This is a genomic window from Desulfonatronum parangueonense, assembly GCF_054656975.1.
In genome coordinates this window covers 418,126-443,450 of sequence record NZ_BAAHXH010000003.1, presented here as the reverse complement: position 1 = coordinate 443,450, position 25,325 = coordinate 418,126, and the positions used below count along the sequence as shown (strand labels likewise).

The window sequence follows — 25,325 nt, the reverse complement described above, 5'->3', positions numbered from 1 at the left end:
TTCGAAGCACGAACGAGCCCAGCACAACCAGGAAGTTGCCACGGATCAAAAAAACAAAAAAAACCGTCCAAGCATCAGCTCGAACGGTTACAGAAATCAGAGTAGGTTTTCAAAACCGGGAATATTTTGGCGGAGAGGGAGGGATTTGAACCCTCGATAGAGGTTTTAGCCCCTATACTCGCTTAGCAGGCGAGCGCCTTCGTCCTGCTCGGCCACCTCTCCCCAAAGACGATGACACCTACTCAAATTCCAAACACAGGTCAAGTTCAGTTACCTTTTGGTCAGACATTTTTCTTCCCAGCTCATCACTTGAATTAAAAATTACTTATCATATTCCGGCTGAAAGGACTATCTGACCGTGACAAGCATGGTTCATCAAGAGGTTTCCCAAACGAAAAAGTAAGCTGCCAGCGCAATACATTGCCTTTGACAGAACCACTCCTCGCAGATACATTCCACGACCGGTTTATCCCTGGACATCTTACCCACAGCAGGCGATTCATGGAACAATTTCCTCGCGTACAAAGACTGCCCCCTTATGTTTTCGCAGTGGTCAACGAACTCAAGGCCCGAATGCGCCACCAAGGAGAGGACATCATCGATCTTGGAATGGGCAACCCGGATCTGGGCACGCCCAAGCATATCGTGGACAAGCTTTGCGAAGCCGCGCAAAAGGCCACCAACCACCGTTATTCCGCTTCCAAAGGCATTCCAAAGCTCCGTCTGGCCATCTGCGACTGGTATTGGCGCAGGTACGGCGTCGAACTCAATCCGGATCAGGAAGCCGTGGCCACCCTTGGCGCCAAGGAGGGCCTCGCCCACCTGGCCATGGTCATGCTCAGTCCCGGCGACGTGGTTTTCGCCCAGGACCCCACATACCCCATCCATCCTTTTTCAGCGATCATCGCGGGGGCGGATGTCCGCAGAATCCCCATCGGACGGGACCGCGACTTTTTTGAGGACTTGATTGTGGCCACCCGGCAAACCTGGCCGCAGCCCAAGGTGCTGATCATCTCCTATCCCCACAACCCCACAACGGAATGCGTGGATCTGGCTTTCTTTGAAAAGATCGTGGACTTTGCCAAGGAACACAAGATGTACGTCATCCACGATCTGGCCTATGCCGACCTGACGTTTGACGGCTACCAGGCGCCCAGCTTTCTGCAGGCCAAGGGCGCCAAGGACGTGGGCGTGGAATTCTTCTCTTTGTCCAAAAGCTATTCCATGGCCGGCTGGCGGGTGGGATTCTGCGTGGGCAACCGGGACATGGTCCAGGCCTTGACCCGCATCAAGAGCTACCTGGACTACGGCATGTTCCAGCCGGTCCAGATCGCCGCGATCATTGCCCTCAACGGCCCCCAGGACTGCGTGCAGGAAATCGTCACCACCTACAAGGATCGTCGTGACGCGCTGATCGAAGGTCTGCACCGCATCGGCTGGGAGGTCCCCTCCCCCAAGGGAACAATGTTCGTCTGGGTTCAGATTCCTGAAGAGTTCCGCAAAATGGGCTCGGTGGAGTTTTCCAAACTTCTGTTACGAGAAGGCAAGGTGGCCGTTTCTCCGGGCCTGGGCTTCGGGAACTACGGCGACGATCACGTCCGGTTCGCCCTGGTGGAAAACCGGCACCGCATCAATCAGGCAATCCGCGGATTGCGCAAGGTCATTACGGGGGAATCATGTCCGGAGAGTTGATCCGTCTGGGGCTTGCTGGCCTGGGCACCGTGGGAACAGGTCTGGCCAAGATTCTTGCCTCCAACGCAGACTGGATCGAACAGCGCCTCGGACGGCGCGTTGAGATCAAAACGGCCCTGGTTCGCGACCCTTCCAAGAAACGCGATCTCCCCGAAAATGCCGCCATCAGGCTGACCGCCGACGTACAGGATCTGCTCGGAGATCCGGAATTGGACATCATCGTGGAATTGATGGGCGGTCAGGATACGGCATACGAAGTAATCACCGGCGCACTGCGTTCCAGGCGGCATGTGGTCACGGCCAACAAAGCCCTGTTGGCCCACCGGGGCAACGAACTCTTTGCCCTGGCCGCGGAGCATCAGGTCGGCCTCGGATTTGAGGCCAGCATCGCCGGTGGCATCCCCATTGTCCAGACGCTCAAGGAAGGACTTGCCGGCAACCGGATCAAGGCTCTGACGGGCATACTCAACGGCACGGCCAACTTCATCCTTTCCGAAATGACCTCCCGGGGCCTGGATTTCCAGTCCGCGCTGCGTCAGGCCCAGGTCAAGGGCTATGCCGAGGCCGATCCGACCCTGGACATTGAGGGTATGGACGCCGCCCACAAGCTGATCCTGCTGATCCGTCTGGCTCACGGCCAGGACTATCCGCTGGCCAGCCTGCCGGTGACGGGCATCACCCACGTTGATCCGCAGGACATCGCATTTGCCGACGAATTCGGCTACCGCATCAAGCTCATTGCCCAGGTTCGGGAAACCAACGGCCTCCTGGAGGCCGGCGTCTTCACCGCCCTTGTCCGTCGGGAATCCATTCTGGGCAAGGTGGACGGCGCTTACAACGCCATTTTGCTGGACGGCGACGCTGTGGGGCCGATCATGCTCTACGGCCAGGGGGCCGGCGATCTGCCCACCGGCAGCGCCGTGCTCGCCGACATCATGAACCTGGCACGCAACGGCCGCACTCCGAACAATACCGGCTTTCGGAACGCATCGCTGCCCATGGCCAGCATTCTCGCTCCGGAACTGGTCAGTTCACGCCATTACTTCCGCTTTTCCGTACTTGACCGTCCCGGGGTCCTGGCAAGCATTGCCGGAGTCCTTGGACAGCGCAACATCAGCATTGCCCAGGTCGTCCAGAAAGGCTCCCCCGCCGGCCGCAGCGTGCCCGTGGTCTTCGTCACCCACAGAGCCCAGTCCCAGGATGTCCAGGCGGCCATCCGCGAAATCGACAACCAGAGCTTTATCGCCGCGCCCACGGTGCATCACAGGATACTTTCATCTCCGGCATGAGCATTCAACCCGACCTGCCGAACTGCCACGGGATCATCCCGGCCCGCTTCGCTTCATCCCGCTTTCCGGGCAAGCCCCTGGCGGACATTCTGGGTCGCCCCATGTTCTGGCATGTCTATCAGCGGGCGCGAAGCTGCCCGGATTTGCAAAGCGTTACCCTGGCCACGGATGATTCCCGAATCCTGGACGCGGCGCGCGCTTTTGACATCCCGGCGCTGATGACCCGTTCGGATCATCCCAGCGGTACGGACCGGGTTCTCGAGGCTGCCGCGGCTCTCGGTCTTTCCGAAGACAGCGTCGTGGTGAACATCCAGGGGGATGAACCGGCCCTGCACCCGGATCTGCTTTCCTGCCTGCTCGCGCCGTTCACGTATCCTGGGACACAGGTCGCCACCTTGGCCAGGGCAGTGGTTGCCGAAGAGGCCCGTAATCCCGACGTGGTCAAGGTGGTGCTGGATTCCCAGGGACGAGCACTCTATTTTTCCCGGGCTCTCATCCCTCACGCCAGGGAAGGCGACGCAGCGTACCTGGGCCACATCGGACTTTACGCCTTTCGGATGCGTGCATTGCGCACGTTCGTCGAACTCGGGCCGGGAAAATTGGAACAAATCGAAAAACTGGAGCAACTGCGTCTGTTGGAAGCAGCCATCCCCATTCACGTCCTGCTCACGGAACATGGCGCCCTCGGGGTGGACCGCCCGGAAGACATTCCCCGGGCTTGTTCCATGCTCCAGGATTTGGGATTTGCCTGAACCAATCCAGCGCCGACAGGATGCTCCACCTTGGGAAGTCCGGCCTTGTCGCACTTGAGGCGTGACACCACGCCATCATTGCTGGATAAACGTAATTCCCACGGCGTCAGTGCCGCGGTTGCTCCGCGACCGCCCGTTTTTCAACGACTCTCAACGATATGATCAACAAGTGACCACGAGGAAACAATATGCGTGCGATATTAGCTCTTGAAGACGGTACCTGGTTTGCCGGCCGGTCTTTTACCGGAGAAGGCGAGGCCGGCGGAGAAGTCATTTTCAACACCGGCATGACCGGATACCAGGAAGTGCTCACTGACCCTTCCTATATCGGACAAATGGTGTGCATGACTTATCCGCTGATCGGAAACTACGGAGTGAATCCCGAGAATGTCGAATCCGACCGCGTGCAGGCGGAAGCCATGATCGTCAAGGAGTGCTGCAAGCAGCCATCCAACTGGCGCGCCACCCAGTCCCTGCCGGACTACCTGCGGGATGCCGGAATCGTCGGATTGGAAGGTATCGACACCCGCGCTCTGACCAGACATATCCGTATTCACGGCGCCAAACGAGGGATCATTTCCACCAGAAACGTCCCGGTGCAGGAACTGATCGACCAGGCCCGCTCCCTGCCGTCCATGGAAGGCGCCAATCTGGTGCAAAACGTGGAGGTGCCGGGCCCATACGTCTGGGACGGCCGCCGGCCTCGTTTTGTAACCCTGGACCAGGGTAAATACGCCTGGCCCGGACCAGGCCACCGGGTGGTGGTTTTCGATTTCGGCATCAAGTGGAGCATTCTGCGGATTCTCCAAGAAAAAGGGCTGGACCTGCTGGTGGTCCCGGCCTCCTTCACGACGGACCAAGTGATGGCCCTGCGGCCGGATGCCGTATTTCTGGGCAACGGACCTGGAGATCCGGCGTCTCTGACCGACATCGTCCAGACCGTCACCGAATTGACGGACAAGCTGCCCATGGCCGGCATCTGCCTTGGCCAGCAAATCATGGGACGCGCGCTGGGCGGCACCACCTACAAGCTGAAATTCGGTCACCACGGGCTGAACCATCCGGTCAAGGAACTGGAAACCGGCCGAGTGGAGATTTCCTCGCAAAACCATGGTTTTTGCGTGGACTTCGGCTCTGCCGATTTCTACCATCCGACCCACGTCAATCTCAATGACAACACCCTCGAAGGATTCCGTCACAAGACCAAACCATTGATGGCCGTTCAACATCACCCTGAGGCCGGACCGGGTCCCCATGACTGCCGCTCGTTTTTTGATCGTTTTGTGACCATGCTGGACGAAACCCTCGGCAAAAAACACTAGGAGGACACATCATGTCCACGGAACTCATCAAGGCCCGCTCCGCATTGTCGGGGATCGGCACTCTTCTCAAACAGGAGAAGGTGTTGCCCGCTGTTTTGGCCTTGCACGACGCCTTGGGTCTCATCACCCGTACGCCTCTGATCAAGAGTGAACGCGCCGAATTTGAACGTTCCGTGGAAGCCTCCGTATACAAGCTCAACAACGACCCGAACCTGCGCAAGGTGTATCCGATCCTGTTGAGCTACACCCCCGGAGCCGAATCCGAGCTCCAGGGAATGCTTCGGGAACTGCTGGGCGAACTGCAGGAAAGTGCCGTGGCCGACGCCCGTAAACTGCTGGCTGATCGTGAACGCCAGAAACAGGAAGGGCTGGCCAAAGGCCGACAAATGATCACTGAAGGTCAAATCGAACAGGCATCGCACCTGTTTGAAAAGATGATAAAATACTATCACGATGACATGGAGTTGAAGGTCGATATCGGGGAGCTCTTCCTCGAAACCGGACATTTCGAAAAGGCCTTTGATTACCTGATCAAGACCTTGGAGCACAATCCCGAATCCGTGCATATCTTGAACCGCATCGGCATGGGGTTGCGCAAACTTCGAAAGTATTCCGAAGCAGAGGAATGCTTTTTACATGCCTTGAAAATGTCTGATGACGACGAGCGTCTTTTTTTCAATCTGGGTCGTGTCCATATCGACTCCTGCCAATGGGACAAGGCCGCGGAAGCGGCCTCCAAGGCATTGAGCATCAATCCCGAGTTGGAACACGCTCAGAAAATGCGGGATTTCGCTTTGCGCAAAAAGCAATCCTGAACACTGCGAGCACATCACGTGCCTGCCCGTACTCCAGACCGCTTGTGAGAGGCATGTATTGCGTCGCCGATAAATCAGTCATGCCCGCGCATGATTTATCCTTATCCTCTTCACCCTTCACTTTTCTCCGCACATTCTGATCCCGGAACAAGAACAGTGCTGTTCCCTGCTTTTGTGGCATTGCTGACCTGACAGGGTCAAAGTTGGTTTATCCTCCTCTACATCTGGCCCCTGCTCTCCCGTTGCGTTCTGTGCACATTGGAATCGGATGACAATGCAACAAAATCCCAAAGTAACTACTCAGCTCAAAAATATTTTCAAAATAATGAACAAAAAGCTTGACAAGGTTTTGGGTTGAAAAATCAAAATTCAGCCGTAACTATTCAGCTCATCCAAGAAAATCGGACTGGATACCGGCTTTCGCCGGTATGACTTAACTTGGAAAGGACGTGGTATGATACGTCATTCCGGCGAAAGCCGGAATCCAGCTCTGGCGAGTGACTACAGAGTGTGTGCTGAATAGTTACATCCCAAAACAACAACTCTGACAGAGCTCAAGATACATTGAGCAACGGATGAGTTGTGAGCTGATTTTTTGGGCATACATTGACAATGGCTCCAAAATCTCATTAGGTGATCGACTTTTTATGCTGAGTCCATCCCGGTCACTCTTTCCCGCCAAAGGATGAAAATCAATGTCCATTGATACCGCCATCCATGTACCAGCGCCTTCACGCAACTCCGCGTACCTTGATTGGTTGCAAATGCTCACCGGAGCGGGGCTGATTCTGTTCATGTGGGCGCATATGATTCTGGTAGCCAGCGTGATCATCGGTCCGGGGGTCATGAATGCCATTGCCCATTTTTTTGAAGCCACCTACATGGCTCAGATCGGCGGTCCGATCATCGGATTGATCTTCCTCCTCCATTTCATGCTCGCCGCGCGCAAGATCCCGTTTCAGGCCGATCAACAGTCCAGAATATGGAAGCATTCGCGAATGCTCGCCCACCGGGATACCTGGCTTTGGCTTGTACAGGTGGTTACGGCGATGATCATCCTGATCATGGGATCCATCCACATGTGGGTGGTGCTTACGGACCTGCCCATCACCGCCGCCAAAAGCGCCGCCCGCATCCAGGGTGGCTTCTGGATGGGGTTCTACCTAGTCCTGCTGCCCCTTGTGGAATTGCATGTGGGCATCGGCCTGTATCGCATCGCGGTAAAATGGGGCTTTATCAGGCGCGACAAGCGGGCCGGAATGCAGCGCTTTGAACTTGTAGTAACAGGTGTGTTCATCTTTATCGGCCTGATGGCGCTGTTGCGTTTCTATTTCCTGGCCATTTAAGAGCTTGTCCCGTCGAGATGGTCCTGTCGGTAAAATCCAGCTTTAGGTGCGCCGTTTGCGATTCCACGGGTTCGGCATTGTCTTGCGATCAAACTCGGGATGCACCACCAGACGAACATGCCTGACCGCCTTTGCAAACTCCAACACCCAGTTTCAGTCATTGATTGCATAAGCGACTTCGTCATCTGATATGAGGCCACTGCAAAAAGTCCGAGGATTGAATCCACAACCTTGTGAACTTCCGGCAACATGTTGATTTACTGACCACTAATCACTGATCACTGACCACTGCTTGGTGCAAAATGGCTTTTTGCACCAAGCTCTGATATCCGCCAAAGGAACACAACCATGCAGACGTTTCAAACAGACCTCCTGTGCATCGGCGCCGGTCTTGCCGGGGAACGCGTGGCCATCGAGGCCGCGGCTGCCGGTTTCGATGTAACCTGCCTGAGTCTCGTACCTGCGCGCCGTTCACACTCTTCCGCGGCCCAGGGCGGCATGCAGGCGGCGCTGGGCAACTGCGCCATGGGAGCAGGAGATTCCCCGGACGTGCATTTTGAAGACACGGTCAAGGGTTCCGACTGGGGGTGCGATCAGGAAGTCGCCCGGCTCTTCGTGGATAATGCGCCCATTGCCATGCGCCAGCTCGCGGCCTGGGGCGTTCCCTGGAACCGGGTCGTTTCCGGCAAGTCCACCTATTTCAAGGGCGGCAAACTTTTCGAGAAGGAAGAGAAAAAAGAGAATGAGGGGCTGATCACGGCCCGCGCCTTTGGTGGAACAGCCAAGTGGCGGACCTGCTACACTTCCGACGGCACCGGCCATACCGTTCTCTACACCATGGATAACCGGGCGGTACAACTGGGCGTGGCCGTGCACGACAAGATCGAGGTTCTCAGCCTGATTCACGACGACGAGAACTGTCTTGGCGCCGTGGCTCGCTGCCTGAAGACCGGAGAACTGCGCATCTATCTGGCCCGGGTCACACTGATCGCCACCGGGGGGTTCGGACGGATATACAGGGAGTCCACCAATGCCGTGATCAACGACGGTGGCGGACTGATCGCCGCCCTGGATACCGGTGTCGTTCCACTGGGCAATATGGAGGCCGTCCAGTTCCATCCCACGGGCATCGTGCCCACGGACATCCTGGTCACCGAAGGATGCCGCGGCGACGGCGGTACGCTGCTGGACAAGGACGGGCATCGCTTCATGCCGGACTATGAGCCGGACAAGGCCGAACTGGCCTCCCGGGATGTCGTATCGCGCTGGATGACGCACCACATGCGCCAGGGCAAGGGGGTCGAAAGCCCCTACGGCGAACATCTCTGGCTGGACATCCGCCACCTGGGTTGCGCGCACCTGGCCACCAAGCTGCGGGAAGTGGATGAAATCTGCAAAAACTTCCTGGGCATCGACCCGGTTCAAAACCTTATCCCTGTCCGCCCCACGCAACACTACAGCATGGGCGGAGTGCGAACCAACAAGGATGGTCTGGCTTATGGCCTGAAGGGACTCTTTTCCGCCGGCGAAGCCGCCTGCTGGGACATGCACGGCTTCAACCGATTGGGGGGAAACTCCCTGGCGGAAACCGTGGTTGCCGGAATGATCATCGGAGCCAAAGTGGTGGAATACCTGCAACACCACCAGGTTTCCTACCCCACCGGCCTGGTGAAGGATTTTGCCGCTCGGCAGCGGGATCGGATCAAGCGGCTGATCATGGGCAGCGATGGCCGGGAAAACACGTTTGATGTCCGCAATGCCATGTATGACGCCTTGATGCAGGGTGCGGGCATTTTCCGCAACGGCAAGGACCTTCAGGTCTGCGTCGAGACCCTTCAGGGCGTCCATGAACGCGCCCGAAAGTTGAAACTGCGCTCCAACGGACTGGGGGCCAACCCGGAACTGGCCATGGCCTTGCGTCTGCCGGGAATGGTCCGGCTGGCGCTTTGCGTGGCCCAAGGGGCGCTGCAACGCACGGAAAGCCGCGGCAGCCATGCCCGGGAGGACTATCCGGAACGCAACGACCGCGACTGGCTGGTGCGCACGCTGGCCACCTGGCAACCGGGCGCCGCACTGCCCACCCTGAACTATGAACCCGCATCCGAGGTCTGGAACATTCCTCCCGGCGAGCGAGGCTACGGCGGCGGCAAGATCATCACTGCCGAGCCCAAGGCCGAAAAGCACTAAGGCGGGCTGTGCCCGCAACCCAGTTATCAGTTATCAGTTATTTGTTATTTGTTATTTGTTATCTGGATTTTCCTGATAACTGATAACAAATAACTGATAACAATTACTTTTTATGACAGGCTTGAAGCAGTAAATCACGAAAGTTGTTCCGCGACAAGCGACCTGATACGGCACGCGGACGAGGAAGAGCACCAGGACGTTCACGATTCGGCTCAGGGCGTTTTGTCGGCTGAGCGCGTTTTTTGTCATTTGTTGGACCGTTCATATCACGCAAAAGAGGAATCGCATGGCCAGGAATCTGACCTTTTCCATTTTCCGGTACAATCCCCAGGATCCCATTTCCACTCCCCACACGGACACGTTCGTACTGGATGAAACCAGCCACATGACCCTGTTCATCGCCCTGAACAGGATTCGAGAGGAACAGGATCCGGGGTTGCAGTTCGATTTCTGCTGCCGGGCCGGCATCTGCGGCGCCTGCGCCATGGTCATCAATGGCCGTCCGGGATTGGCCTGCCACACCAAAACCAAGGACCTTCCGGAAAACATCACCTTGATGCCTCTTCCCTTTTTTACGCTTGTGGGCGATCTCTCCGTGGACACCGGGACGTGGTTCCGGAACATGGCGCAACGGGTCAGGTCCTGGGTGCATACGGACAAGACCTTCGATCCCAAGGCTCAGGAAGAACCCATGGATAATGCTTTGGCCGAAGAAATTTACGAGCTGGAACGGTGCATTGAATGCGGCTGCTGCGTCGCCGCCTGCGGCACGGCAATCATGCGTCCGGATTTTCTCGGAGCTGCAGGCCTCAATCGACTCTCCCGCTTCGTTATTGATCCTCGAGACCAACGAACGGAGCAGGACTACTTTGATATCGTCGGCAACGATCAGGGCATTTTCGGCTGCATGGGCCTTCTGGCCTGCGAAGACGTCTGCCCCAAGCACCTGCCGCTGCAGGACCAACTGGGCATGTTGCGCTGGAAAATGGGTTGGGCCGGAATAATGAATCTTTTGCCGTGGAAGCGGAAATAGGGGAACAATCATGCGCACGGTGAACGCCGCGACAATTGCGGATCAGGTGGCTCAAATGGTCGTGCGGGCGAATCGCATTTTGCCAGAGGATGTCCTTGGAGCCATTGGTCGGGCCAAGGACGTGGAAAGTTCTTCAGCCGGCCGGGAAATTCTGGCCCAGCTGGAGGAGAATGCCGCTTTGGCCAGGGAAAGCGGCCTGCCCCTTTGCCAGGATACCGGCATGGCCGTGTTTTTTGTTGAGTTGGGCGAGGACTGCCGGGTGGAGGGCGCCGGATTGCGTGACGCCATCACGGAAGGCATGATCCGCGGCTACCAGGACGGACTTTTGCGCAAATCCATGTGCCATCCCCTGACCCGCAAGAACACCGGCGACAATTCCCCGGCCGTGATCCATGTCGATCTGGTGCCGGGGGACGGTTTGAAAATCTCGTTCATGGCCAAGGGCGGCGGCAGCGAAAACATGTCCCGGGTGACAATGCTCTCCCCGGCCCAGGGGTGGAAGGGCGTCAAGGACTTCGTTCTGACCCGGGTGGCTGAAGCCGGTCCCAATCCCTGCCCGCCCATCATGCTCGGCATCGGGATCGGCGGCTCTTTTGAACTCGCCCCCAGGCTGGCCAAACAGGCTCTGCTTCGACCGTTGAATCAAGCCCATCCTGAACCGGAAATCGCCAAAATGGAACAGGAGTTGCTAACGGAGATCAATGCCCTCGGCATCGGCCCCATGGGCCTGGGCGGAGATGCCACCTGTCTGGGCGTGCGCATCGCCATGGCCCCCTGCCATATCGCCAGCCTGCCTCTGGCCGTCAACGTTCAATGCCATTCCGCGCGCCACGAGGAGGTGGAACTGTGAACAAGGAATACCGATTGCGGGCGCCTCTGCGCGACGAGGACGTGATTCAGCTCAAGGCCGGAGACCGGGTGCTGCTTTCCGGAATCATCTACACGGCGCGGGATGCCGCGCATAAGAAAATCATCCAGGCCCTGGAGGCCGGTACGGTGTTGCCGTTCCCCTTGAAAGGCGCGGTCATCTATTATGTCGGGCCCTCACCGGCCCCGGAGGGCCGCCCCATCGGCTCAGCCGGTCCCACGACCAGCTATCGCATGGACAGCTATACCCCCCGGCTGCACAGCCTCGGCGTCAAGGCGACCATCGGCAAGGGCAAACGCAACCAGGACGTCAAGGACGCGCTGGTTCGCCATAATGCCGTCTATTTTGCAGCCACCGGCGGCGCCGGAGCCCTGCTCTCCCAGCGCATTGAAACCTCCAAGGTCATCGCCTTTGAAGACCTGGGACCGGAAGCCGTCCACGAACTGGTCGTCCGAGATTTTCCGCTCCTGGTGGTCAATGACGCCTTTGGCGGCGAACTCTACGCCACCCCCAACCTTTCAATATAGTTTTCCCCAGATGAACACCCTGATCCTGAACCTGACCCGCTTCGGCGACCTGCTGCAAACCCAGCCGGTCATCGCGGGGCTTCAGGACCAGGGGCGTTGCGTTGGACTGGTCTGCCTGGACAATTTCGTCGGAGCAGCCCAGTTTGTGAAGGGCACGGACCATGTGTTCGCCCTGCCCGGTGCGGCTCTTTTGTCCAGTCTGGATCGCGGCTGGCCACACGGCCTGGATCGGCTTGTGCGCTGGCGCCAGGCGCTGCAATCAGACTTCCCCCCCCACTCCCTCCTGAACCTGACGCCGATACAAAGTTCCCGGCTCCTTGCCCGCTTCCTGCACGACAATTCAATTGGCGGATTCGGACTGGATGAACAGGGCTTCGGGTATTACGGCAACAGTTGGGCCGCATTTCTTCAGACCTCCACCATGAACCGCGGGTGCAGCCCCTTCAACCTAGTGGACCTGATGCTGCGCAGCGCGGATCTCCCGGTTCGCCGCCGGGATCTCGACCTGGTCCGGCCGGGGCCTGAGGTCATGGAGCGCATCCACGGCATCTTGACGGCAAAGATCCCCGAGGACGCCAAGCCGGAGTGCCGCGGCTTCGTGGCCCTGCAACCCGGCGCCAGCGAACCCCGCAGGCAGTGGCCGTGGGAATATTTTGCCCAGCTCGGCACGATGCTCTGGGATCACTTCCGATTGTGCCCCGTTCTGCTGGGCGCCTCCGGCGAGAGGCCCCTGGCTGAAGGATATGCCAGGCATGCCGCAGCCCCGTTTATCGACCTTGTCGGGCGCACTTCCCTGCCTGAATTGGCCGCCGTGCTCTGCCATGCCGATCTTCTCGTCACCAACGATACCGGCACCATGCATTTGGCAGCCGGCCTGCATCGCCCCATTGCCGCCATTTTTCTGGCCACGGCCCAGCCATGGGATACCGGCCCCTACCATGCGGGAAGCATTTGCCTGGAGCCGAACCTGGCCTGCCATCCCTGCGCATTCGGAGCCACATGCCCGCATCAGGAAAAATGTCGCTGGGAAATCACGCCCGACCACGTTTTCCAAATGATTTGCGACCACCTTCTCATCCCGGATAGGGAACGACTTTCGCCTGCCTCCTCTCCCAGTTCGGATGCAACACGGGTCCGAGCCTGGCTGACCTGTCGCGATGAGCACGGATACCTGGATCTGGAGTCCCTCTCGGGGCAGGAAGAGAACTTGCGCACCCAGTGGATCCGCATCCAGCGTCACTTTTATCGTCAATTTCTTGACCGATGCTCCGTCATCCATCCTCCCAGCGGTTTGCCTGTGCTTCCGGTTGCGCAACGCGACGAAATACGGTCATCCCTGGATCAAGGCATCGCCTTGTTGCGCATCCTGGAAAGCCAGGCCCAGGTCCTGGCCGCCAACCCCATGGAAAAGGTAAAGCAAAAATTTCTGGCATATTGGGAACGCCTCCAGTCCCATTGGCAAAACGATGCATATTTTACCGTACTTGGCCGCCTGTGGCTCACGGAGTCCCAGGACCAGGGCCGCAACCTCGCCGATATCCTCCATCTCACCCGCCGCTACCTCGCCTTGACGCAGGCCTGGAAGACCATGTTCGAAAGCCAAAACAATCGGCATGAAAATTGAATATTGCGAAACAAATCCGCCACCCTCAAGGAGGTTTTCGCAATGATCATTATCGACGGGCAAAAATCTGATTTCAACATCACCAACTTCACCAACCTGGACGAGTTGCTCGTCGGCCTGATGAGCATGGAGCATCTGGACAACCGCATTGTGACCGACGTCCTGGTCAATGACGAGGCGTTCTCGGAAATTTATCCCCATCAGGCTGAAGACGTGGATTGCCGCGACATTCAGAAGGTGGAAATCAAGACCATGGGCGTTCCGGAAATGGGTGTGAACATCGCGCGGGAACTGTACAAGGTCATCCGTCTGATGAGCGAGGGGTCAAAACAGATCGCCGACCTGTTCCGCCGGGCCGACGACGCCGAAGCCTTGGAAATGTACCAGGATCTTTTGGATGTGACCCGGGACTTTTTGAGCATGATCGGCGCCTTGCGGGACGAGTTTTCCCTGACCAGAAATCCTCAGTTCGAAACAGCCATCAATGAGTTGTCCGAACTGTTCACGGAAATGATGGAAGTCCAGGAAAACGAAGACTGGATCCTGCTGTCCGACCTGCTGGAATATGAGTTCCACCCCTTGGTTGAGCGCTGGAAAAGCATCGTCGCCCAACTGCGTGAGGATGTGCGCAAGTCCATTCGGGAGAATTAAGATGCAGTCAATCGAGTCCTGTCTGGATGAGGCCCTGGACCTGGGCAAGATGGAACTGAACATGCTCGTGGAAGGAAATATCGAAGAGGCTGAAGCCCTGGCCAACGACCGGGGCCGCCTCCTGGATATGGCATGGCAGGGCAGGGGACGTGTATCGCCGGAGGTCTTCCTGGACAAGATGGAAAAATTGCGGACCGTTCATTCCATGGTCAACACGGAAGCCCGCCGCCTGCACAAACTGCTCAAGGAAGACCTGATCCGCACCCGCAAGAAAGGCCAGGGTTTCTCGGGCTACCGCGGCGGCATGTCCTCCGCGCAGGAAGCGAGATTCATCAATAAAACAGGTTGACGATCATTCGGGTTGTTCCAGGAAAGATGACTTTTTGAAACGGGAAATGAAATGGAAGCGGCAAGTATTCAGCACATACCTGTGTGGTCACTCGCGAGTACTGGATTCCGGCTTTCACCGGAATGACGTCGGAATGACGCCGAAATTCCGTATCGTATGATACCATGTCCTTTGCAAGTTCAGCCATACCGGCGAGGGCCGGTATCCTGACCAATTTTTCTCGGACACGCTGAAGCAGTTGCTGGAAGCGAACCGATTTCATCCCCCGGATCTTCAACAAGGGACGGCTGCTCGATATGCCTGGACCGTATTGCCCAGCAACTGGGCAATCGTCATTGGACCGACGCCGCCGGGCACGGGCGTGATGGCTGAGACCGTCCCCAGCAGCGAGGAAAAATCCGCATCTCCCACGAGTCCCTGGTCCGTGCGGTTGATGCCCACATCCACCACCACGGCTCCGGGAGCAACCATTTCCGTAGTCGCGAACCGCGGACGGCCAACGGCCAGGAACAGAAAATCCGCCCGGCGCATTTCCGCGGCTAGGTCCGGTGTACGGGAGTGGCACAGCGTCACCGTGGCATTGCCCCGGGAGTCCGGCTGAGCCAGCATCATCGCCAACGGTTTCCCCACGATATTGCTGCGCCCGACGATTACGGCCTTTTTTCCGGCAACGCTCAGGTCATGGCGGGCGAGCAGTTCCAGAATCCCCGCGGGCGTGCAGGGCCGCAGACCGGGCAGTCCCAGGGTCAATCGCCCCATATTCTCGGGGTGAAATCCGTCCACGTCCTTTTGCGGAGCAATCAATTCCAGGCAACGCTGGGCCTTGAGCCCTCCAGGCAAAGGCAATTGCAGCAGGATTCCGTGGATTTGTTCGTCCGCGTTCAGATCCCGAATCAGGCCTTCCAGATGATCCTGGGAGACATCCCCGGGCAGACGCAGACTGCGGGAGGCGATGCCCACCTCGGCACAGGCCCGTTCCTTGTTGCGGACATAGACCTGGGATGCGGGGTCCTCTCCGACGAGAATCACGGCCAACCCGGGAAAAAAACCGCGGGAAGCGGCCAAATCGGCCACTTCCCGCTGCAGCTCCAAACGGATGTCCGCGGCTGTTTTCTTGCCGTCCAGCACCAATACGGCCATCAATTCTCTCCCGGTTCCTCATCCAGCCACTGTGCGATCATGCTCGGGCCGAAGTATGCGCCCTGCTCTTCCAGCACCTCTTCGATGCGCAGCAATTGATTGTACTTGGCCAGCCGATCGCTGCGGCACAAGGAGCCGGTCTTGATCTGTCCGGCATTCAAGCCCACTGCCAGATCCGCGATGAAGGCGTCCTCGGTCTCGCCGGAGCGGTGAGAGATGACCGTACCGTATGAAGCCGCCTTGGCCATTTCTATGGTGTCCAGGGTTTCGGTGACCGTGCCGATCTGGTTCAGCTTGATCAGAATGGCATTGGCAATGCCCTCCTGGATGCCTTCGGCCAGAATGTCCGGGTTGGTCACAAAAATGTCGTCGCCAACAATCTGGATCCGGTCCTCGAAGGCCAGGGTCATTTTCCGCCAGCCGTCCCAGTCGCCTTCGGCATGACCGTCCTCGATGGAGATGAGCGGAAACTCGGCAGTGAACTGGCTGTAATAGTCAATGAGTTCTTCCGAGGACAGCTCGAGATTTTCTCCCGTCAGCCGGTACTTGCCGTCCTTGTAGAATTCCGATGCCGCGGCGTCGATGCTCAGGGCGATCTCGATTCCAGGCTGGTATCCGGCGGCTTCAATGGCCCGGATGATGTACTGAAAAGCCTCCTTGTGGCTCTTCAGGTTCGGAGCAAAGCCGCCTTCGTCGCCCACTGACGTGATGTGTTTGTCCTTGACCAAAATGCTTTTCAGGGCGTGAAACGTTTCCGCGCCCATGCGCAGGGCTTCGGAGAAGGATTGAGCGCCCAGGGGCAGGATCATGAATTCCTGAATGTCCAGATTGTTGGGGGCGTGCGCTCCACCATTGAGAATGTTCATCATCGGAACCGGCAGAATTTTGGCATTCACTCCGCCCAGGTATTGAAACAGCGGCAGTCCGAGATAATTTGCCGAGGCCCGGGCCGTGGCCATGGAAACACCCAGTATCGCATTTGCGCCCAGACGGGACTTGTTTTCGGTTCCATCAAGATCAAGCAGAACCTGATCCACCTTGAGCTGACTCAAGGCATCAAGTCCTACAATCGTGTCCGCTATCTCCTCTCGCACATGCTCCACGGCGGTCATCACACCCTTTCCGGCATAGCGGCGAGCGTCATTGTCCCGCATTTCCAGGGCTTCACGGGAGCCGGTGGACGCACCGGAGGGCACCGCGGAACGGCCGGTGGCTCCAGACTCGAGGGAGACTTCCACCTCAACAGTGGGATTGCCGCGAGAGTCAAGGATCTCTCTGGCCCAAACGCCGACAATAGTGCTGCTCATACTTGTACTCCTTTTCGTAACATGTGTGCGTGATCGCGGTATGTCATCAAGAGGCCCTGCATCAACAAGTCCGGGCAGTGATGATCAATGCCCATAGTGATGCCGGTCATGGCCTTTGCCGGTCCGCCGGTGACCACAACGGCAACGGGCGGGGTCAGCAGCGGCTTCAAACGCCCGCAGAGACCTTCCACCAGGGATGCAAACCCGAAAACCATGCCTTGGCGCAGACTTTCCGAGGTATTTTGGCCAATTTTGGGTTCTGCTTCGACACCATCAACGGAAATGGTGGGCAGTTTGGCGGTTTTTGAGGCCAGGGCCGCGGCGGAAGAATAAATTCCCGGGCAAATCAATCCGCCAAGATAGGCGTTATCCTGAACACAGTCAAAGGTGGTCGCCGTACCAAAGTCCACGACGATCAGCGAAGTACTTGAAAAAAGGCGCCTGGCGGCAAATGCGGCCACCAGACGATCAGCTCCGACTTCATGGGGTCTGGCATAATGATTTTCCAGGGACACAGGCATGTCTTCCGGCACGAAGAGTACGGGGCATCCGCAAAAGCGCTCTCCAGCCGTGCGCACCAGAGCGCTGACCGGCGGGACCACCGAACAGATTATCCATCCGGACAGATCATCCGGATAGAGTCTGTGCAGCTGAAGAATCTGCAGAATTTGCAGTCCCCATGCATCTGCCGTGGACTCGGACCGGGTCGGCAGACTGTAGCTGCCGAGCATCGTCCCTTCCTGAGCAATGCCGATTTTCGTATTTGTATTGCCGATATCAAAAAGGAGAAGTTTTTGCATATTCAGTACTTTGGTTGTTGAGTCGAGTTGCAGGATGAGATTGCCGTTTTCACAAAACACCTGGATTGTCGGATGCTTGACGGGAGATCACGTAACTGCTCGAAAACTTTCGACCAACGGGTTAATCCTGGGGCACCGCATCCCAGTGCTTCAGCGGTGCAACGCACTCAGGACAAAGCCCCGGCTGGAGCGTGGTCCCCCTAGCTGAATCACGAGTAACTGCTCAATAAGGCAGGGCAACCAACCACCGCGGATCCGTGCTGCCTGGATAGCGGAACGCGCCGGCCTGGGCCGGTATGACGGAGTGGAGTATCTCGAAAGCGAGTTCTCTCGGTCGTCACCCCGGCGCAGGCCGGGGTCCAGGTGTTTTTTCTATGGTTCACTGCCCGGAGTTATTGAGTAGTTACAATCACGAAACTTGCGCAGCCGGGAATCCTGGCATGGCAAACCGCATCGGCCGACCTTTTTGAGCAGTTACGAGATCACTTCCCTCCCCTTGTCAAGCGGAACAACCAGTATCCTGTCGATCCGCCTGCCGTCCATATCCACGATTTCAAAACGATGGCCCTCCCAGTCGAAATGCTTGCCCATCATGGGTTCGCCGCCGTGAGCCAGCATGAAGCCGGCCAAGTTGTCGAAAGTCTGTCCCTCTTCGCGCATCGGCCTTTCGATACCCAGCCGGTTCCGCACCTCGTCCAGAGACATGAAACCGTCCAGGAGCCAGGATCCATCCTCCCGTCGCACCGCGGCCGGTTCCGGTTCCGCCTGGACCGTGGGCACGGCCCCGACCATGGCTTCCAGGATGTCGTTGAAGGTGACCACGCCCAGGGGTGCATTGTATTCGTCCACCACCAGGACGAAATGCATCTGTTCTTTCTTGCGGAACAGTTCCAGAAGACGCAGCACGCGCATGGTCGCGGGCACGGATTCCAGCTTGTGCAAATGTGCCTCCAGACCCGTTTCCTTCCCCTGCAAGCGAGCGCCCAGATACTCCTTGGCCTTGATCACGCCGAGAACGTGAAACGGCTCCTTTCGAGCCACGGGAAAACGGGAGTGGGGATGCGTGAGGATTATTTCCAGGTTTGCCTGCTCCGAGTCGTCCGGGTCGAGCCAGACGATCCTGGAGTGGTGCGTCATCAAGGAGCCCACCTGGAGATCGTCCAGTCGGAACACCCGCTCCAGAATTTCCCGCTCGGTATGCTCCACCTCACCGTAGACCACGGCCTCCCGGATCAAAGCCCGGATGTCGTCCTCGGTCACCTTGGGTTCTCTGGGCGGCGAAATGCCCAGCACGCGGACCACGGCCCTGGTGGAGGCGGTCAACACGAACACGGCTGGCATGGCCAGCCGCATCAGCAGATACATCACGGGCGCCGTGAAACCGGACATCTTTTCCGGATAGCTCACGGCCAACTTCTTGGGAACCAGCTCGCCCAGGATCAAGGTCAGGTATGTGATGGGCACGACCACCAGTACCAGCCCCAAAGGTCCGCTGTAGGGTTCCAGGGCTGGAAACCCGGCCAGGAAGTTCTGGACCCTGGCGGCGATGGTCGTTCCGCTCACGGCCCCGGTCAAAATCGCCACCATGGTGATCCCGATCTGGGCCGTGGACAGAAACTTGTCCATTTTGTTCTTCAGCAGCAACGCCACGCGGGCCCTGTGGCGTCCCTTGTCAGCCTGGGCCTCCAGCCGGGCCTTGCGCGCCGCCACCAACGCCATCTCGGACATGGCGAAAAAGCCGTTGACCAGAATCAGGATCAGAATAAAAACGGCTTCAAGTGAGGCGTAGGACACGTGACCTCCTGTTCGGGCAGCACGCTGAAGTCGGTATTGTGCTCCGGAGACAGAAAATCATTCCGGACTGTCCTCCTCCACACTCCACTCGCTCACATTGCGCTTCCCCGTGTCAAAGCTGATCCCCAGCAGGATGATCTGCTTGCCAAGACCTCGATAAGCCAGGGCGTAGCCCTTGTCCTTGATCTGGGCCAAGGCCGCGTCCGCGCTCTGGTTGCACTTGAACTCAATGATGTAGATCCGCTCTGCCACGTGCATCACCAGGTCGATCCGGCCGTCGCTGGTCAGCACCTCGCTGCGGGCGTCCACGCCGGAGGCGCTGACCATCAGGTAGAACACCGTATGGAAATAGGCCTCGTCGCGTTTGGTTTCCAGGGTGTAGGCGAGGTCCTTGAAGATGGCCGCCACCGTGTCCATGAAGGCGGGCAGGTCATCCTGGTGCAAATATTTGGCCAGCATCCTGAACCGGAAAGATTGAGGCAGGCCCTGAGTGAGAGAGTGCAGCAGCATCTCCAGGAAGGCGGTCTTCACTTCCTGGTTGGGATAGTCGAAATAATAGAGGCCGTAGTCGATATCCTTGATGGTCACGTAGCCGGTCTGAAACAACAGGGCTTCGGGCTGGAGGTTCTCCAGATCGTAGGTGCTGAACATGCTCACCGTGGCCTGCATGTTCTCGATCCGCGGCAGATACCAGTTCTCCTCCCGGAGCAGGTTGACCAGGAACGTCGGGGTCCCGGTCTCGAACCAGTAGTTGCGGAAAGCCTGTTCCTGAAGAGCGCCCAGGACGGAAAAGGGATTGTAAACGCGCACATCCCGTTCGGAAAAGCGGTACCCGTTGTACATCAACCGCAGCATGTCCCATATTTCTTGGGTCGTCTGGCCGGTCTCCCGTGCGAAACGGGCCACGTACTCCGCGAAGCGGGTTTCCAATTCCTCCTGGGTGTAGCCGAGCATTTCCGCGTAATGGCGGCTCATGGTCAGGTCCGTGAGATTGTTCAGCTCCGAAAAGATGGACACCCGGCTGAACTTGGAGACCCCGGTGATGAACACGAAACGCAGGACGTCGGCCACGTTGCTTTCCTTGATCACCCCAAAAAACTGTTTCAGTTTGTCACGGTTGCCCTTAGCAATGTTTAGTTCCTTCTCGCCCTTGCCCAAGTGATCGATGAGCGGCTTGTCGTATTCGTCGACAAGGATCACGACTTTCTGGCCGGTCTTTTGATGCAGGGCGATGATCAGTTCCATGAACTGCCCTTTGAGCATCGTGGTCTGAAGCGGTATGTCGTTGGCTTGTGCGATCAGGCCGATGTGCTCGTGCAGGCTGGCCGTCAACATGTCCGGAGTCTCATGGCTGATCCCGTTGAAATCCAGCAGGATCACCGGATGCTCCCGCCAATCCCACTCCCCGTGCTCCGCGATCCACAAGCCCTCAAACAGTTCCCGTCGGCCCTCGAACAGGCAGCGTAGCGTGGACACGGTCAAGGATTTGCCGAAGCGCCGGGGCCGGGACAGAAAGTAGTACTCCCCTTGGCTGGCCATCTGGTGGATCCATCGGGTCTTATCCACGTAGAGATCCTTGTTTTCGCGGATGCTTTCAAAAGAGGATTTGCCGACAGGCAGGTTGGGGAGTCTGGGCATGATGGGCTCCTGTGACGTATCGAGGCAAAAGATGGACGGTTGCCGGTTTGCGCAGCGTACTGAACCATGCCTTTGAAGATTGCCGGTTTTATTGGCCTTGATCAAGTTTCGGTCACGGGGTGCGCGAAGACTGTTTTGAGTTGCCATGAAGTACGAGTTTCATAAGAGCTTGGCTCTTTATGCGTTTCGGACAGGTATATCAACAGGGTACGGTTATGATGACCGGCTCATGCCTCAACGAGGCTATGTAACCCAGCCCAGGGTTGGGCAGCCAAGGGCTGGGCTACCTTGGGCGAAATACGAGGTGTAGGTGTGGTTCTTGTGCCGGAGGTGGGAGGCGTCGTCCACTTTCAATCCCACATCATGCCCGTGACATTGTTCAGGGTGCAGGCCCAGTCATCCGGATCGCTGCCCAATGCGGCGTCTTCAGGCTACGGGTTTCCGCTGTTGGAGATCTTGGTGAAATCAAACCAGGCCATGCCCAAGCCGACCTTGGGCTGCAGGCCGCCCACCCTGGCCAGAGCGTCCCGCCCGGAGTGGGCGTCCTGGCCCGGTGGCTCATTGCCCGTACAGGGTTCGTTGTTGCCCCAGGAGGCTTCGCCGCAAAACTGGATGCCGGTGTCGTTGAGTGGGTACCAGGCGTGGGAGAGGGGGGCGGGGAGCAGGAGCAACAGGGTCAGGGCCAAGGCCAGGGGAATGGATCGGGGGTGTTGCATGATGTGGTCCTTGAATGTTGAGGCACGGGACATTTTTTGAAATATTCGAACGGCTGGTTCCTTCAGATCGCGACCAATCTGCTGCTTGACTTGCTCCTGACGCAGACAGGGCACGAAAATCAGGGCGTGGTTGCCGCTCTCGAATGCAGGAACAAAATTGGGAGCAAGATCAACCCCCTGAAGAATTATCAGCTGTTTTGGGAACTACCGTGAGGGCTTCAATCCGGAGTTTGATTGAAAATAATCTCTAACCATGCAATATTTTTTTTTTTTGCAGCACTTGATGTAACGGAAAAATTTCACCAGGAGTTACGCCATGCAGCACCTTGATGCCGTTATTGATCAGGCTATGTCCTTGCCTTATGAAACAAGGCTGACCCTGATCGATATCATTAGGAAAAGGACCATTGAAGAAGAACGAAGTCGCATTGCGGAGCAGGCCCGCATGGCGGATCAGGAATTCGCTTCCGGAAAAATGATGTGCGGCAGTGCCGAGGATCTGGCTCGTTACCTGGAGAGCGATGATGACTGATGTGAGGGAACTCTTTTGGACCTCAAGCTTCAAGAGGGCTTACAAAAAGGCTCTCAAGAAAAATCCGGAGGTCAAGGGCGCTCTTTTGCCGACATTGCAAACCATGCAAACCGATCTCTTCAGTCCTGATTTGAATACTCAGGGACTTGGAAAATACTAAATTACCGTTTATGATGTTTTCATGCAACCAATCTCAACCAAAGAGGTGCAATGCATGAAGACATCGACGTTGACACAAAACAAGGTTCCTGAACAAGTCGTACCCTTAATCTCTCGCCTGGTTAACTTAATCCCTTGGCCCCTGCGACGGCAAGCAATGGCAGATGTGACCTTATCGCTCCTCAAAGGCAAGCATCGTGCCGCCGAAGAAGCATTTGGCTGGGGACGTTCCGTGGTCGAATTAGGCATGAACGAACTTCGAACGGGGCTTTTATGTTTGAATGACATCTCTACTCGGAAAAGGCCCAAGGCAGAGGAGAGAGAACCTGAATTGCTTGCTGATATTCGTGAAATCATGGAGCCTCACTGCCAATCTGAATCACATTTACGAACAACGCTGTTGTATACGAACATGACGGCAAAAACAGTATATGGCGCTTTGCTGGAAAAGGGCTGGTCTGAAGAGGCATTGCCGACCATGCGGACAATTTCTAACATTTTGGAGCGCCACGGTTATCGGTTACGCACAGTTGAAAAGACAAAGGTTAAAAAAAACGGCAGATACCGATGCGATCTTCGCAAACGTCAGGGAGGTGAATATGATGGCCGATGCGGACCCTGCAACGTTGCGAATCAGTATGGATACGAAAGCGACCGTCCATGTTGGCGAATATTCAAGAAGAGGTCAGTCCCGTGGCCTTAAGGCCAATACTGTTCATTTAAACAATCTCGATACAACTTTTATAACTTGGTACGGGCACAGGCTTAGAATTTCTCGGCCTCACCAAGTAGCTGCTCATCTTACGTTTTACGCCCCGTGGACGTTTACAATTTCGACTCGAGACAACACGTTCATCCAAGATTTCCCTCAGCATTGGTTTGTGAAACTCCATCCACTGTTGAGGGGGGGAAAGCGCCGAAAAGCGGAAGCTTCCGGCGCACAACCTTTACTGAATGAACAAACGACAATTGATCAGGATCAATGTCCTCGCTCAAAGCCGCTTCATGCATCAAGCCACGAATTGCAAAATGAGTCATCAAGAGCCCGTAAAATTCTTGTCTGCACAAATCCGGAGTCTTGCTCCGAAGAACCACCCTGGCTCCTCTCAAATGTGTCTTGAGTTCATCAAGGGCCGTCTCAATCTCCCAACGCTCATGGTACAGTGCTGCCAATTCTTGCGCCGGTGCCTTGGCCGGATCCAAAATCGTGGTCATGAGTCGATACAATGGCTCCGCATCCGTAATTCCGACAAGTTGATATTCAATCACTCTCACCTTCGTTCCAACCCCATGACGGCGGTCCTTGGCGGTTTTGAATACCATGCTGAGGTAGGAACCGTCGGACAAGCGTTCCAAGATGGGCAAATCCAAGTTCTTCTTTACTCGCCACAGCAAGTCAGCCCCGGTGGCATGGGAAGAATTCCAGAGATCATATCCAAAGAAACCACGGTCGGCCAAGCAGAGCATCCCTGGCTGCAAGTGCTCTATCACCTGCGCCGCCAGCTTTCGTTCACTCGTTCCGTAGGAACCCATCTTCGTGCCAAACAACACGTGCGTTCCGTTTTCCACAAGCGAAACAAATCGCATTTGTGGAAAGCCGCTTACGCCTTTCTTCGAGGCAGGACGACCAAACTCCTCAGCATTCACGCTTTCGTCCGCTACGTCCATGCAGCTCCCATCGATGCTGACCACGCGCCACGATCGATACCAAGCCCCGCGGGTCGCTTCGGTTGCAATCGGCTTGACCAGTTCGTCATGCAACCGCATCATTGGCTCCACTCCCAGGCGAGTACGTGCTTGGGATATGCCCGACTTCCCTGTAATCTTCAGGTTGACGTCTTCTCTCCTCAACCATTGAACTCCCTCAAGCAAACACCGAAGAACTTCTCGGTAAGAGGACTGCATATACAAAGCCAGGGCCATGACATAGTAAATAACAACATGAGCCGGAAGCTCCCTTTCGCGGATGCTTTTCTTTCCGGTATCGGAAAGAATCTGCTTGACCTTGTCCAGGGGGAAAGTAGTGGCCAATACTCCAAATCCAATATAATCTGTAATCCGACTCCCCTTGGGAAGTTCTGCAACCGTGCGTGCCATCTCGCCACCTCCTATGGTTGAGATGGCTCATTGTAGACATTTTTTTGATCAAAGTGAACAGTATTGGCCTTAAGGCCGTCAAGGCATTGGATCATGACATGTACACCAAGGAAAAACTTGTTCCTGGCGGCATCCTTGAACCAGTGACTGGCAAAGCCTTCATTTTTTACACCGACAGCAACAAAACTAGCGATTTTATGGTTGATGGGCTTCTGCTTTAGTGGAATGAAAATAAGGCAAAGCAGCATTTTTCAAAAGTGACAAATCTTGTGGTCAATATGGACAACGGTCCGGAGTGCAGTGGGCGCCGCAGTCAGTTTTTGTTACGCATGGTTGAGTTTGCCGACATGACACAACTCACTGTCCGGCTCACTTACTATCCGCCTTATCATAGCAAGTACAATGCAATTGAGCGCTATTGGGCTGGGTTTGAAAAATCATGGAATGGTTACCTGTTGGATACGCCAATAGCTGTTATAAACAGAACCGCTAATTTTGTTTGGAAAGGTTTTCGTGCCACGGTGAATCTGATGAGCAGTATTTATGAAAAAGGTGTCACTCTTTGCAGAAAGGAGAAGGCAGCCCTTGAGCAACGTTTGAAGCGCTCCTCAAAATTCTCACTGTACGATATCCTCATCCAGCCAAAAACGGTAAATTAGTATTTTCTATACCCCTCACAAGCTCAGC

General features: G+C 56.6%; 23 protein-coding genes, 1 tRNA gene and 2 pseudogenes. 17 read left to right on the top strand and 9 right to left on the bottom strand.

The window, feature by feature from the left end:
* Positions 1-127: 127 nt before the first annotated feature.
* Positions 128-222 (bottom strand) — tRNA-Ser (locus ACYQ15_RS02465).
* A gap of 279 nt (positions 223-501) precedes the next feature.
* Between ACYQ15_RS02465 and ACYQ15_RS02460 the strand changes: the two genes are divergently transcribed.
* The 13 genes from ACYQ15_RS02460 to ACYQ15_RS02400 all read left to right on the top strand — a co-directional run bounded on the left by ACYQ15_RS02460 (position 502) and on the right by ACYQ15_RS02400 (position 14,455).
* Positions 502-1,692: an aminotransferase class I/II-fold pyridoxal phosphate-dependent enzyme gene (locus tag ACYQ15_RS02460; protein ID WP_459935940.1), complete on the top strand. Its 1,191-nt coding sequence runs from the start codon at positions 502-504 to the stop codon at positions 1,690-1,692.
* Complete coding sequence (locus ACYQ15_RS02455; protein ID WP_459935939.1) at positions 1,677-2,981, top strand: homoserine dehydrogenase; 1,305 nt, start codon at positions 1,677-1,679, stop codon at positions 2,979-2,981. Before ACYQ15_RS02460 ends, ACYQ15_RS02455 begins: the two co-directional genes overlap by 16 nt.
* Positions 2,978-3,733 (top strand): 3-deoxy-manno-octulosonate cytidylyltransferase, encoded by a 756-nt coding sequence (gene kdsB, locus ACYQ15_RS02450; protein ID WP_459935938.1) that lies wholly within the window; start codon positions 2,978-2,980, stop codon positions 3,731-3,733. The genes ACYQ15_RS02455 and kdsB overlap by 4 nt, the downstream gene beginning before the upstream one ends.
* Before the next feature lie 188 nt (positions 3,734-3,921).
* Positions 3,922-5,055 (top strand): glutamine-hydrolyzing carbamoyl-phosphate synthase small subunit, encoded by a 1,134-nt coding sequence (gene carA / locus ACYQ15_RS02445; protein ID WP_459935937.1) that lies wholly within the window; start codon positions 3,922-3,924, stop codon positions 5,053-5,055.
* 11 nt (positions 5,056-5,066) lie between these two features.
* Positions 5,067-5,870 (top strand): tetratricopeptide repeat protein, encoded by an 804-nt coding sequence (locus tag ACYQ15_RS02440; protein WP_459935936.1) that lies wholly within the window; start codon positions 5,067-5,069, stop codon positions 5,868-5,870.
* Between the two features lie 695 nt (positions 5,871-6,565).
* On the top strand, positions 6,566-7,216 hold the full coding sequence (locus tag ACYQ15_RS02435; protein ID WP_459935935.1) for a succinate dehydrogenase/fumarate reductase transmembrane subunit: 651 nt from the start codon (positions 6,566-6,568) through the stop codon (positions 7,214-7,216).
* Between the two features lie 348 nt (positions 7,217-7,564).
* A complete protein-coding gene (locus tag ACYQ15_RS02430; protein WP_459935934.1) occupies positions 7,565-9,403 on the top strand; it encodes a fumarate reductase flavoprotein subunit in 1,839 nt (612 codons plus the stop codon).
* Between the two features lie 286 nt (positions 9,404-9,689).
* Complete coding sequence (locus tag ACYQ15_RS02425) at positions 9,690-10,436, top strand: fumarate reductase iron-sulfur subunit (RefSeq protein WP_459935933.1); 747 nt, start codon at positions 9,690-9,692, stop codon at positions 10,434-10,436.
* 10 nt (positions 10,437-10,446) lie between these two features.
* The gene (locus ACYQ15_RS02420; protein WP_459935932.1) at positions 10,447-11,286 is read left to right on the top strand and encodes a fumarate hydratase; all 840 of its coding nucleotides are present in this window, start codon (positions 10,447-10,449) and stop codon (positions 11,284-11,286) included.
* Positions 11,250-11,831, top strand: coding sequence for a Fe-S-containing hydro-lyase (locus tag ACYQ15_RS02415; RefSeq protein WP_459935931.1), 582 nt, complete (start codon positions 11,250-11,252; stop codon positions 11,829-11,831). The genes ACYQ15_RS02420 and ACYQ15_RS02415 overlap by 37 nt, the downstream gene beginning before the upstream one ends.
* Positions 11,832-11,841: 10 nt before the next feature.
* A complete protein-coding gene (locus ACYQ15_RS02410) occupies positions 11,842-13,455 on the top strand; it encodes a glycosyltransferase family 9 protein (protein WP_459935930.1) in 1,614 nt (537 codons plus the stop codon).
* Positions 13,456-13,497: 42 nt separating this feature from the next.
* Entirely contained in the window at positions 13,498-14,106 is a 609-nt protein-coding gene (locus ACYQ15_RS02405; protein WP_459935929.1) for a DUF8043 domain-containing protein, read from the top strand.
* A gap of 1 nt (position 14,107) precedes the next feature.
* Complete coding sequence (locus ACYQ15_RS02400) at positions 14,108-14,455, top strand: hypothetical protein (protein WP_459935928.1); 348 nt, start codon at positions 14,108-14,110, stop codon at positions 14,453-14,455.
* Here ACYQ15_RS02400 and ACYQ15_RS02395 read toward each other — a convergent pair.
* The 7 genes from ACYQ15_RS02395 to ACYQ15_RS02365 all read right to left on the bottom strand — a co-directional run bounded on the left by ACYQ15_RS02395 (position 14,439) and on the right by ACYQ15_RS02365 (position 21,850).
* The gene (locus ACYQ15_RS02395; protein WP_459935927.1) at positions 14,439-14,735 is read right to left on the bottom strand and encodes a hypothetical protein; all 297 of its coding nucleotides are present in this window, start codon (positions 14,733-14,735) and stop codon (positions 14,439-14,441) included. The two genes, ACYQ15_RS02400 and ACYQ15_RS02395, sit on opposite strands and share 17 nt — an antisense overlap.
* On the bottom strand, positions 14,729-15,595 hold the full coding sequence (gene folD, locus ACYQ15_RS02390) for a bifunctional methylenetetrahydrofolate dehydrogenase/methenyltetrahydrofolate cyclohydrolase FolD (protein WP_459935926.1): 867 nt from the start codon (positions 15,593-15,595) through the stop codon (positions 14,729-14,731). Before folD ends, ACYQ15_RS02395 begins: the two co-directional genes overlap by 7 nt.
* On the bottom strand, positions 15,595-16,902 hold the full coding sequence (gene eno, locus ACYQ15_RS02385) for a phosphopyruvate hydratase (protein WP_459935925.1): 1,308 nt from the start codon (positions 16,900-16,902) through the stop codon (positions 15,595-15,597). Before eno ends, folD begins: the two co-directional genes overlap by 1 nt.
* Complete coding sequence (locus ACYQ15_RS02380) at positions 16,899-17,702, bottom strand: type III pantothenate kinase (RefSeq protein ID WP_459935924.1); 804 nt, start codon at positions 17,700-17,702, stop codon at positions 16,899-16,901. The genes eno and ACYQ15_RS02380 overlap by 4 nt, the downstream gene beginning before the upstream one ends.
* 474 nt (positions 17,703-18,176) lie before the next feature.
* Positions 18,177-19,496 carry a hemolysin family protein gene (locus ACYQ15_RS02375; protein WP_459935923.1) on the bottom strand — a complete coding sequence of 440 codons (1,320 nt, stop codon included), beginning with the start codon at positions 19,494-19,496 and terminating at the stop codon, positions 18,177-18,179.
* 57 nt (positions 19,497-19,553) lie between these two features.
* The gene (locus tag ACYQ15_RS02370; RefSeq protein WP_459935922.1) at positions 19,554-21,134 is read right to left on the bottom strand and encodes an ATP-binding protein; all 1,581 of its coding nucleotides are present in this window, start codon (positions 21,132-21,134) and stop codon (positions 19,554-19,556) included.
* A 431-nt stretch (positions 21,135-21,565) separates the two neighbouring features.
* Positions 21,566-21,850, bottom strand: coding sequence for a hypothetical protein (locus ACYQ15_RS02365; protein ID WP_459935921.1), 285 nt, complete (start codon positions 21,848-21,850; stop codon positions 21,566-21,568).
* 316 nt (positions 21,851-22,166) lie between these two features.
* Between ACYQ15_RS02365 and ACYQ15_RS02360 the strand changes: the two genes are divergently transcribed.
* A complete protein-coding gene (locus ACYQ15_RS02360) occupies positions 22,167-22,382 on the top strand; it encodes a hypothetical protein (protein WP_459935920.1) in 216 nt (71 codons plus the stop codon).
* Between the two features lie 181 nt (positions 22,383-22,563).
* A pseudogene (locus tag ACYQ15_RS02355) lies at positions 22,564-23,188 on the top strand (ISAzo13-like element transposase-related protein); the annotation flags it as partial.
* 205 nt (positions 23,189-23,393) lie between these two features.
* Here the strand turns inward: ACYQ15_RS02355 and ACYQ15_RS02350 are convergent.
* Positions 23,394-24,638 carry an IS4 family transposase gene (locus ACYQ15_RS02350; RefSeq protein ID WP_459935919.1) on the bottom strand — a complete coding sequence of 415 codons (1,245 nt, stop codon included), beginning with the start codon at positions 24,636-24,638 and terminating at the stop codon, positions 23,394-23,396.
* A 98-nt stretch (positions 24,639-24,736) separates the two neighbouring features.
* Between ACYQ15_RS02350 and ACYQ15_RS02345 the strand changes: the two genes are divergently transcribed.
* Complete coding sequence (locus ACYQ15_RS02345) at positions 24,737-24,859, top strand: hypothetical protein (RefSeq protein WP_459935918.1); 123 nt, start codon at positions 24,737-24,739, stop codon at positions 24,857-24,859.
* 12 nt (positions 24,860-24,871) lie between these two features.
* A pseudogene (locus ACYQ15_RS02340) lies at positions 24,872-25,297 on the top strand (ISAzo13-like element transposase-related protein); the annotation flags it as partial.
* Between the last annotated feature and the right edge of the window lie 28 nt (positions 25,298-25,325).

Bases quoted from the DNA above. Each gene is read 5' to 3' on its own strand.
- ACYQ15_RS02415 (WP_459935931.1), top strand. From the start codon at position 11,250: ATGCCATTCCGCGCGCCACGAGGAGGTGGAACTGTGAACAAGGAATAC.
- carA (WP_459935937.1), top strand. From the start codon at position 3,922: ATGCGTGCGATATTAGCTCTTGAAGACGGTACCTGGTTTGCCGGCCGG.
- ACYQ15_RS02400 (WP_459935928.1), top strand. From the start codon at position 14,108: ATGCAGTCAATCGAGTCCTGTCTGGATGAGGCCCTGGACCTGGGCAAG.
- ACYQ15_RS02425 (WP_459935933.1), top strand. From the start codon at position 9,690: ATGGCCAGGAATCTGACCTTTTCCATTTTCCGGTACAATCCCCAGGAT.
- ACYQ15_RS02430 (WP_459935934.1), top strand. From the start codon at position 7,565: ATGCAGACGTTTCAAACAGACCTCCTGTGCATCGGCGCCGGTCTTGCC.
- ACYQ15_RS02405 (WP_459935929.1), top strand. From the start codon at position 13,498: ATGATCATTATCGACGGGCAAAAATCTGATTTCAACATCACCAACTTC.
- kdsB (WP_459935938.1), top strand. From the start codon at position 2,978: ATGAGCATTCAACCCGACCTGCCGAACTGCCACGGGATCATCCCGGCC.
- ACYQ15_RS02380 (WP_459935924.1), bottom strand. From the start codon at position 17,702: ATGCAAAAACTTCTCCTTTTTGATATCGGCAATACAAATACGAAAATC.
- folD (WP_459935926.1), bottom strand. From the start codon at position 15,595: ATGGCCGTATTGGTGCTGGACGGCAAGAAAACAGCCGCGGACATCCGT.
- ACYQ15_RS02460 (WP_459935940.1), top strand. From the start codon at position 502: ATGGAACAATTTCCTCGCGTACAAAGACTGCCCCCTTATGTTTTCGCA.
- ACYQ15_RS02420 (WP_459935932.1), top strand. From the start codon at position 10,447: ATGCGCACGGTGAACGCCGCGACAATTGCGGATCAGGTGGCTCAAATG.
- eno (WP_459935925.1), bottom strand. From the start codon at position 16,902: ATGAGCAGCACTATTGTCGGCGTTTGGGCCAGAGAGATCCTTGACTCT.
- ACYQ15_RS02455 (WP_459935939.1), top strand. From the start codon at position 1,677: ATGTCCGGAGAGTTGATCCGTCTGGGGCTTGCTGGCCTGGGCACCGTG.
- ACYQ15_RS02345 (WP_459935918.1), top strand. From the start codon at position 24,737: ATGTACACCAAGGAAAAACTTGTTCCTGGCGGCATCCTTGAACCAGTG.
- ACYQ15_RS02360 (WP_459935920.1), top strand. From the start codon at position 22,167: ATGCAGCACCTTGATGCCGTTATTGATCAGGCTATGTCCTTGCCTTAT.
- ACYQ15_RS02350 (WP_459935919.1), bottom strand. From the start codon at position 24,638: ATGGCACGCACGGTTGCAGAACTTCCCAAGGGGAGTCGGATTACAGAT.
- ACYQ15_RS02435 (WP_459935935.1), top strand. From the start codon at position 6,566: ATGTCCATTGATACCGCCATCCATGTACCAGCGCCTTCACGCAACTCC.
- ACYQ15_RS02365 (WP_459935921.1), bottom strand. From the start codon at position 21,850: ATGCAACACCCCCGATCCATTCCCCTGGCCTTGGCCCTGACCCTGTTG.
- ACYQ15_RS02370 (WP_459935922.1), bottom strand. From the start codon at position 21,134: ATGCCCAGACTCCCCAACCTGCCTGTCGGCAAATCCTCTTTTGAAAGC.
- ACYQ15_RS02410 (WP_459935930.1), top strand. From the start codon at position 11,842: ATGAACACCCTGATCCTGAACCTGACCCGCTTCGGCGACCTGCTGCAA.
- ACYQ15_RS02440 (WP_459935936.1), top strand. From the start codon at position 5,067: ATGTCCACGGAACTCATCAAGGCCCGCTCCGCATTGTCGGGGATCGGC.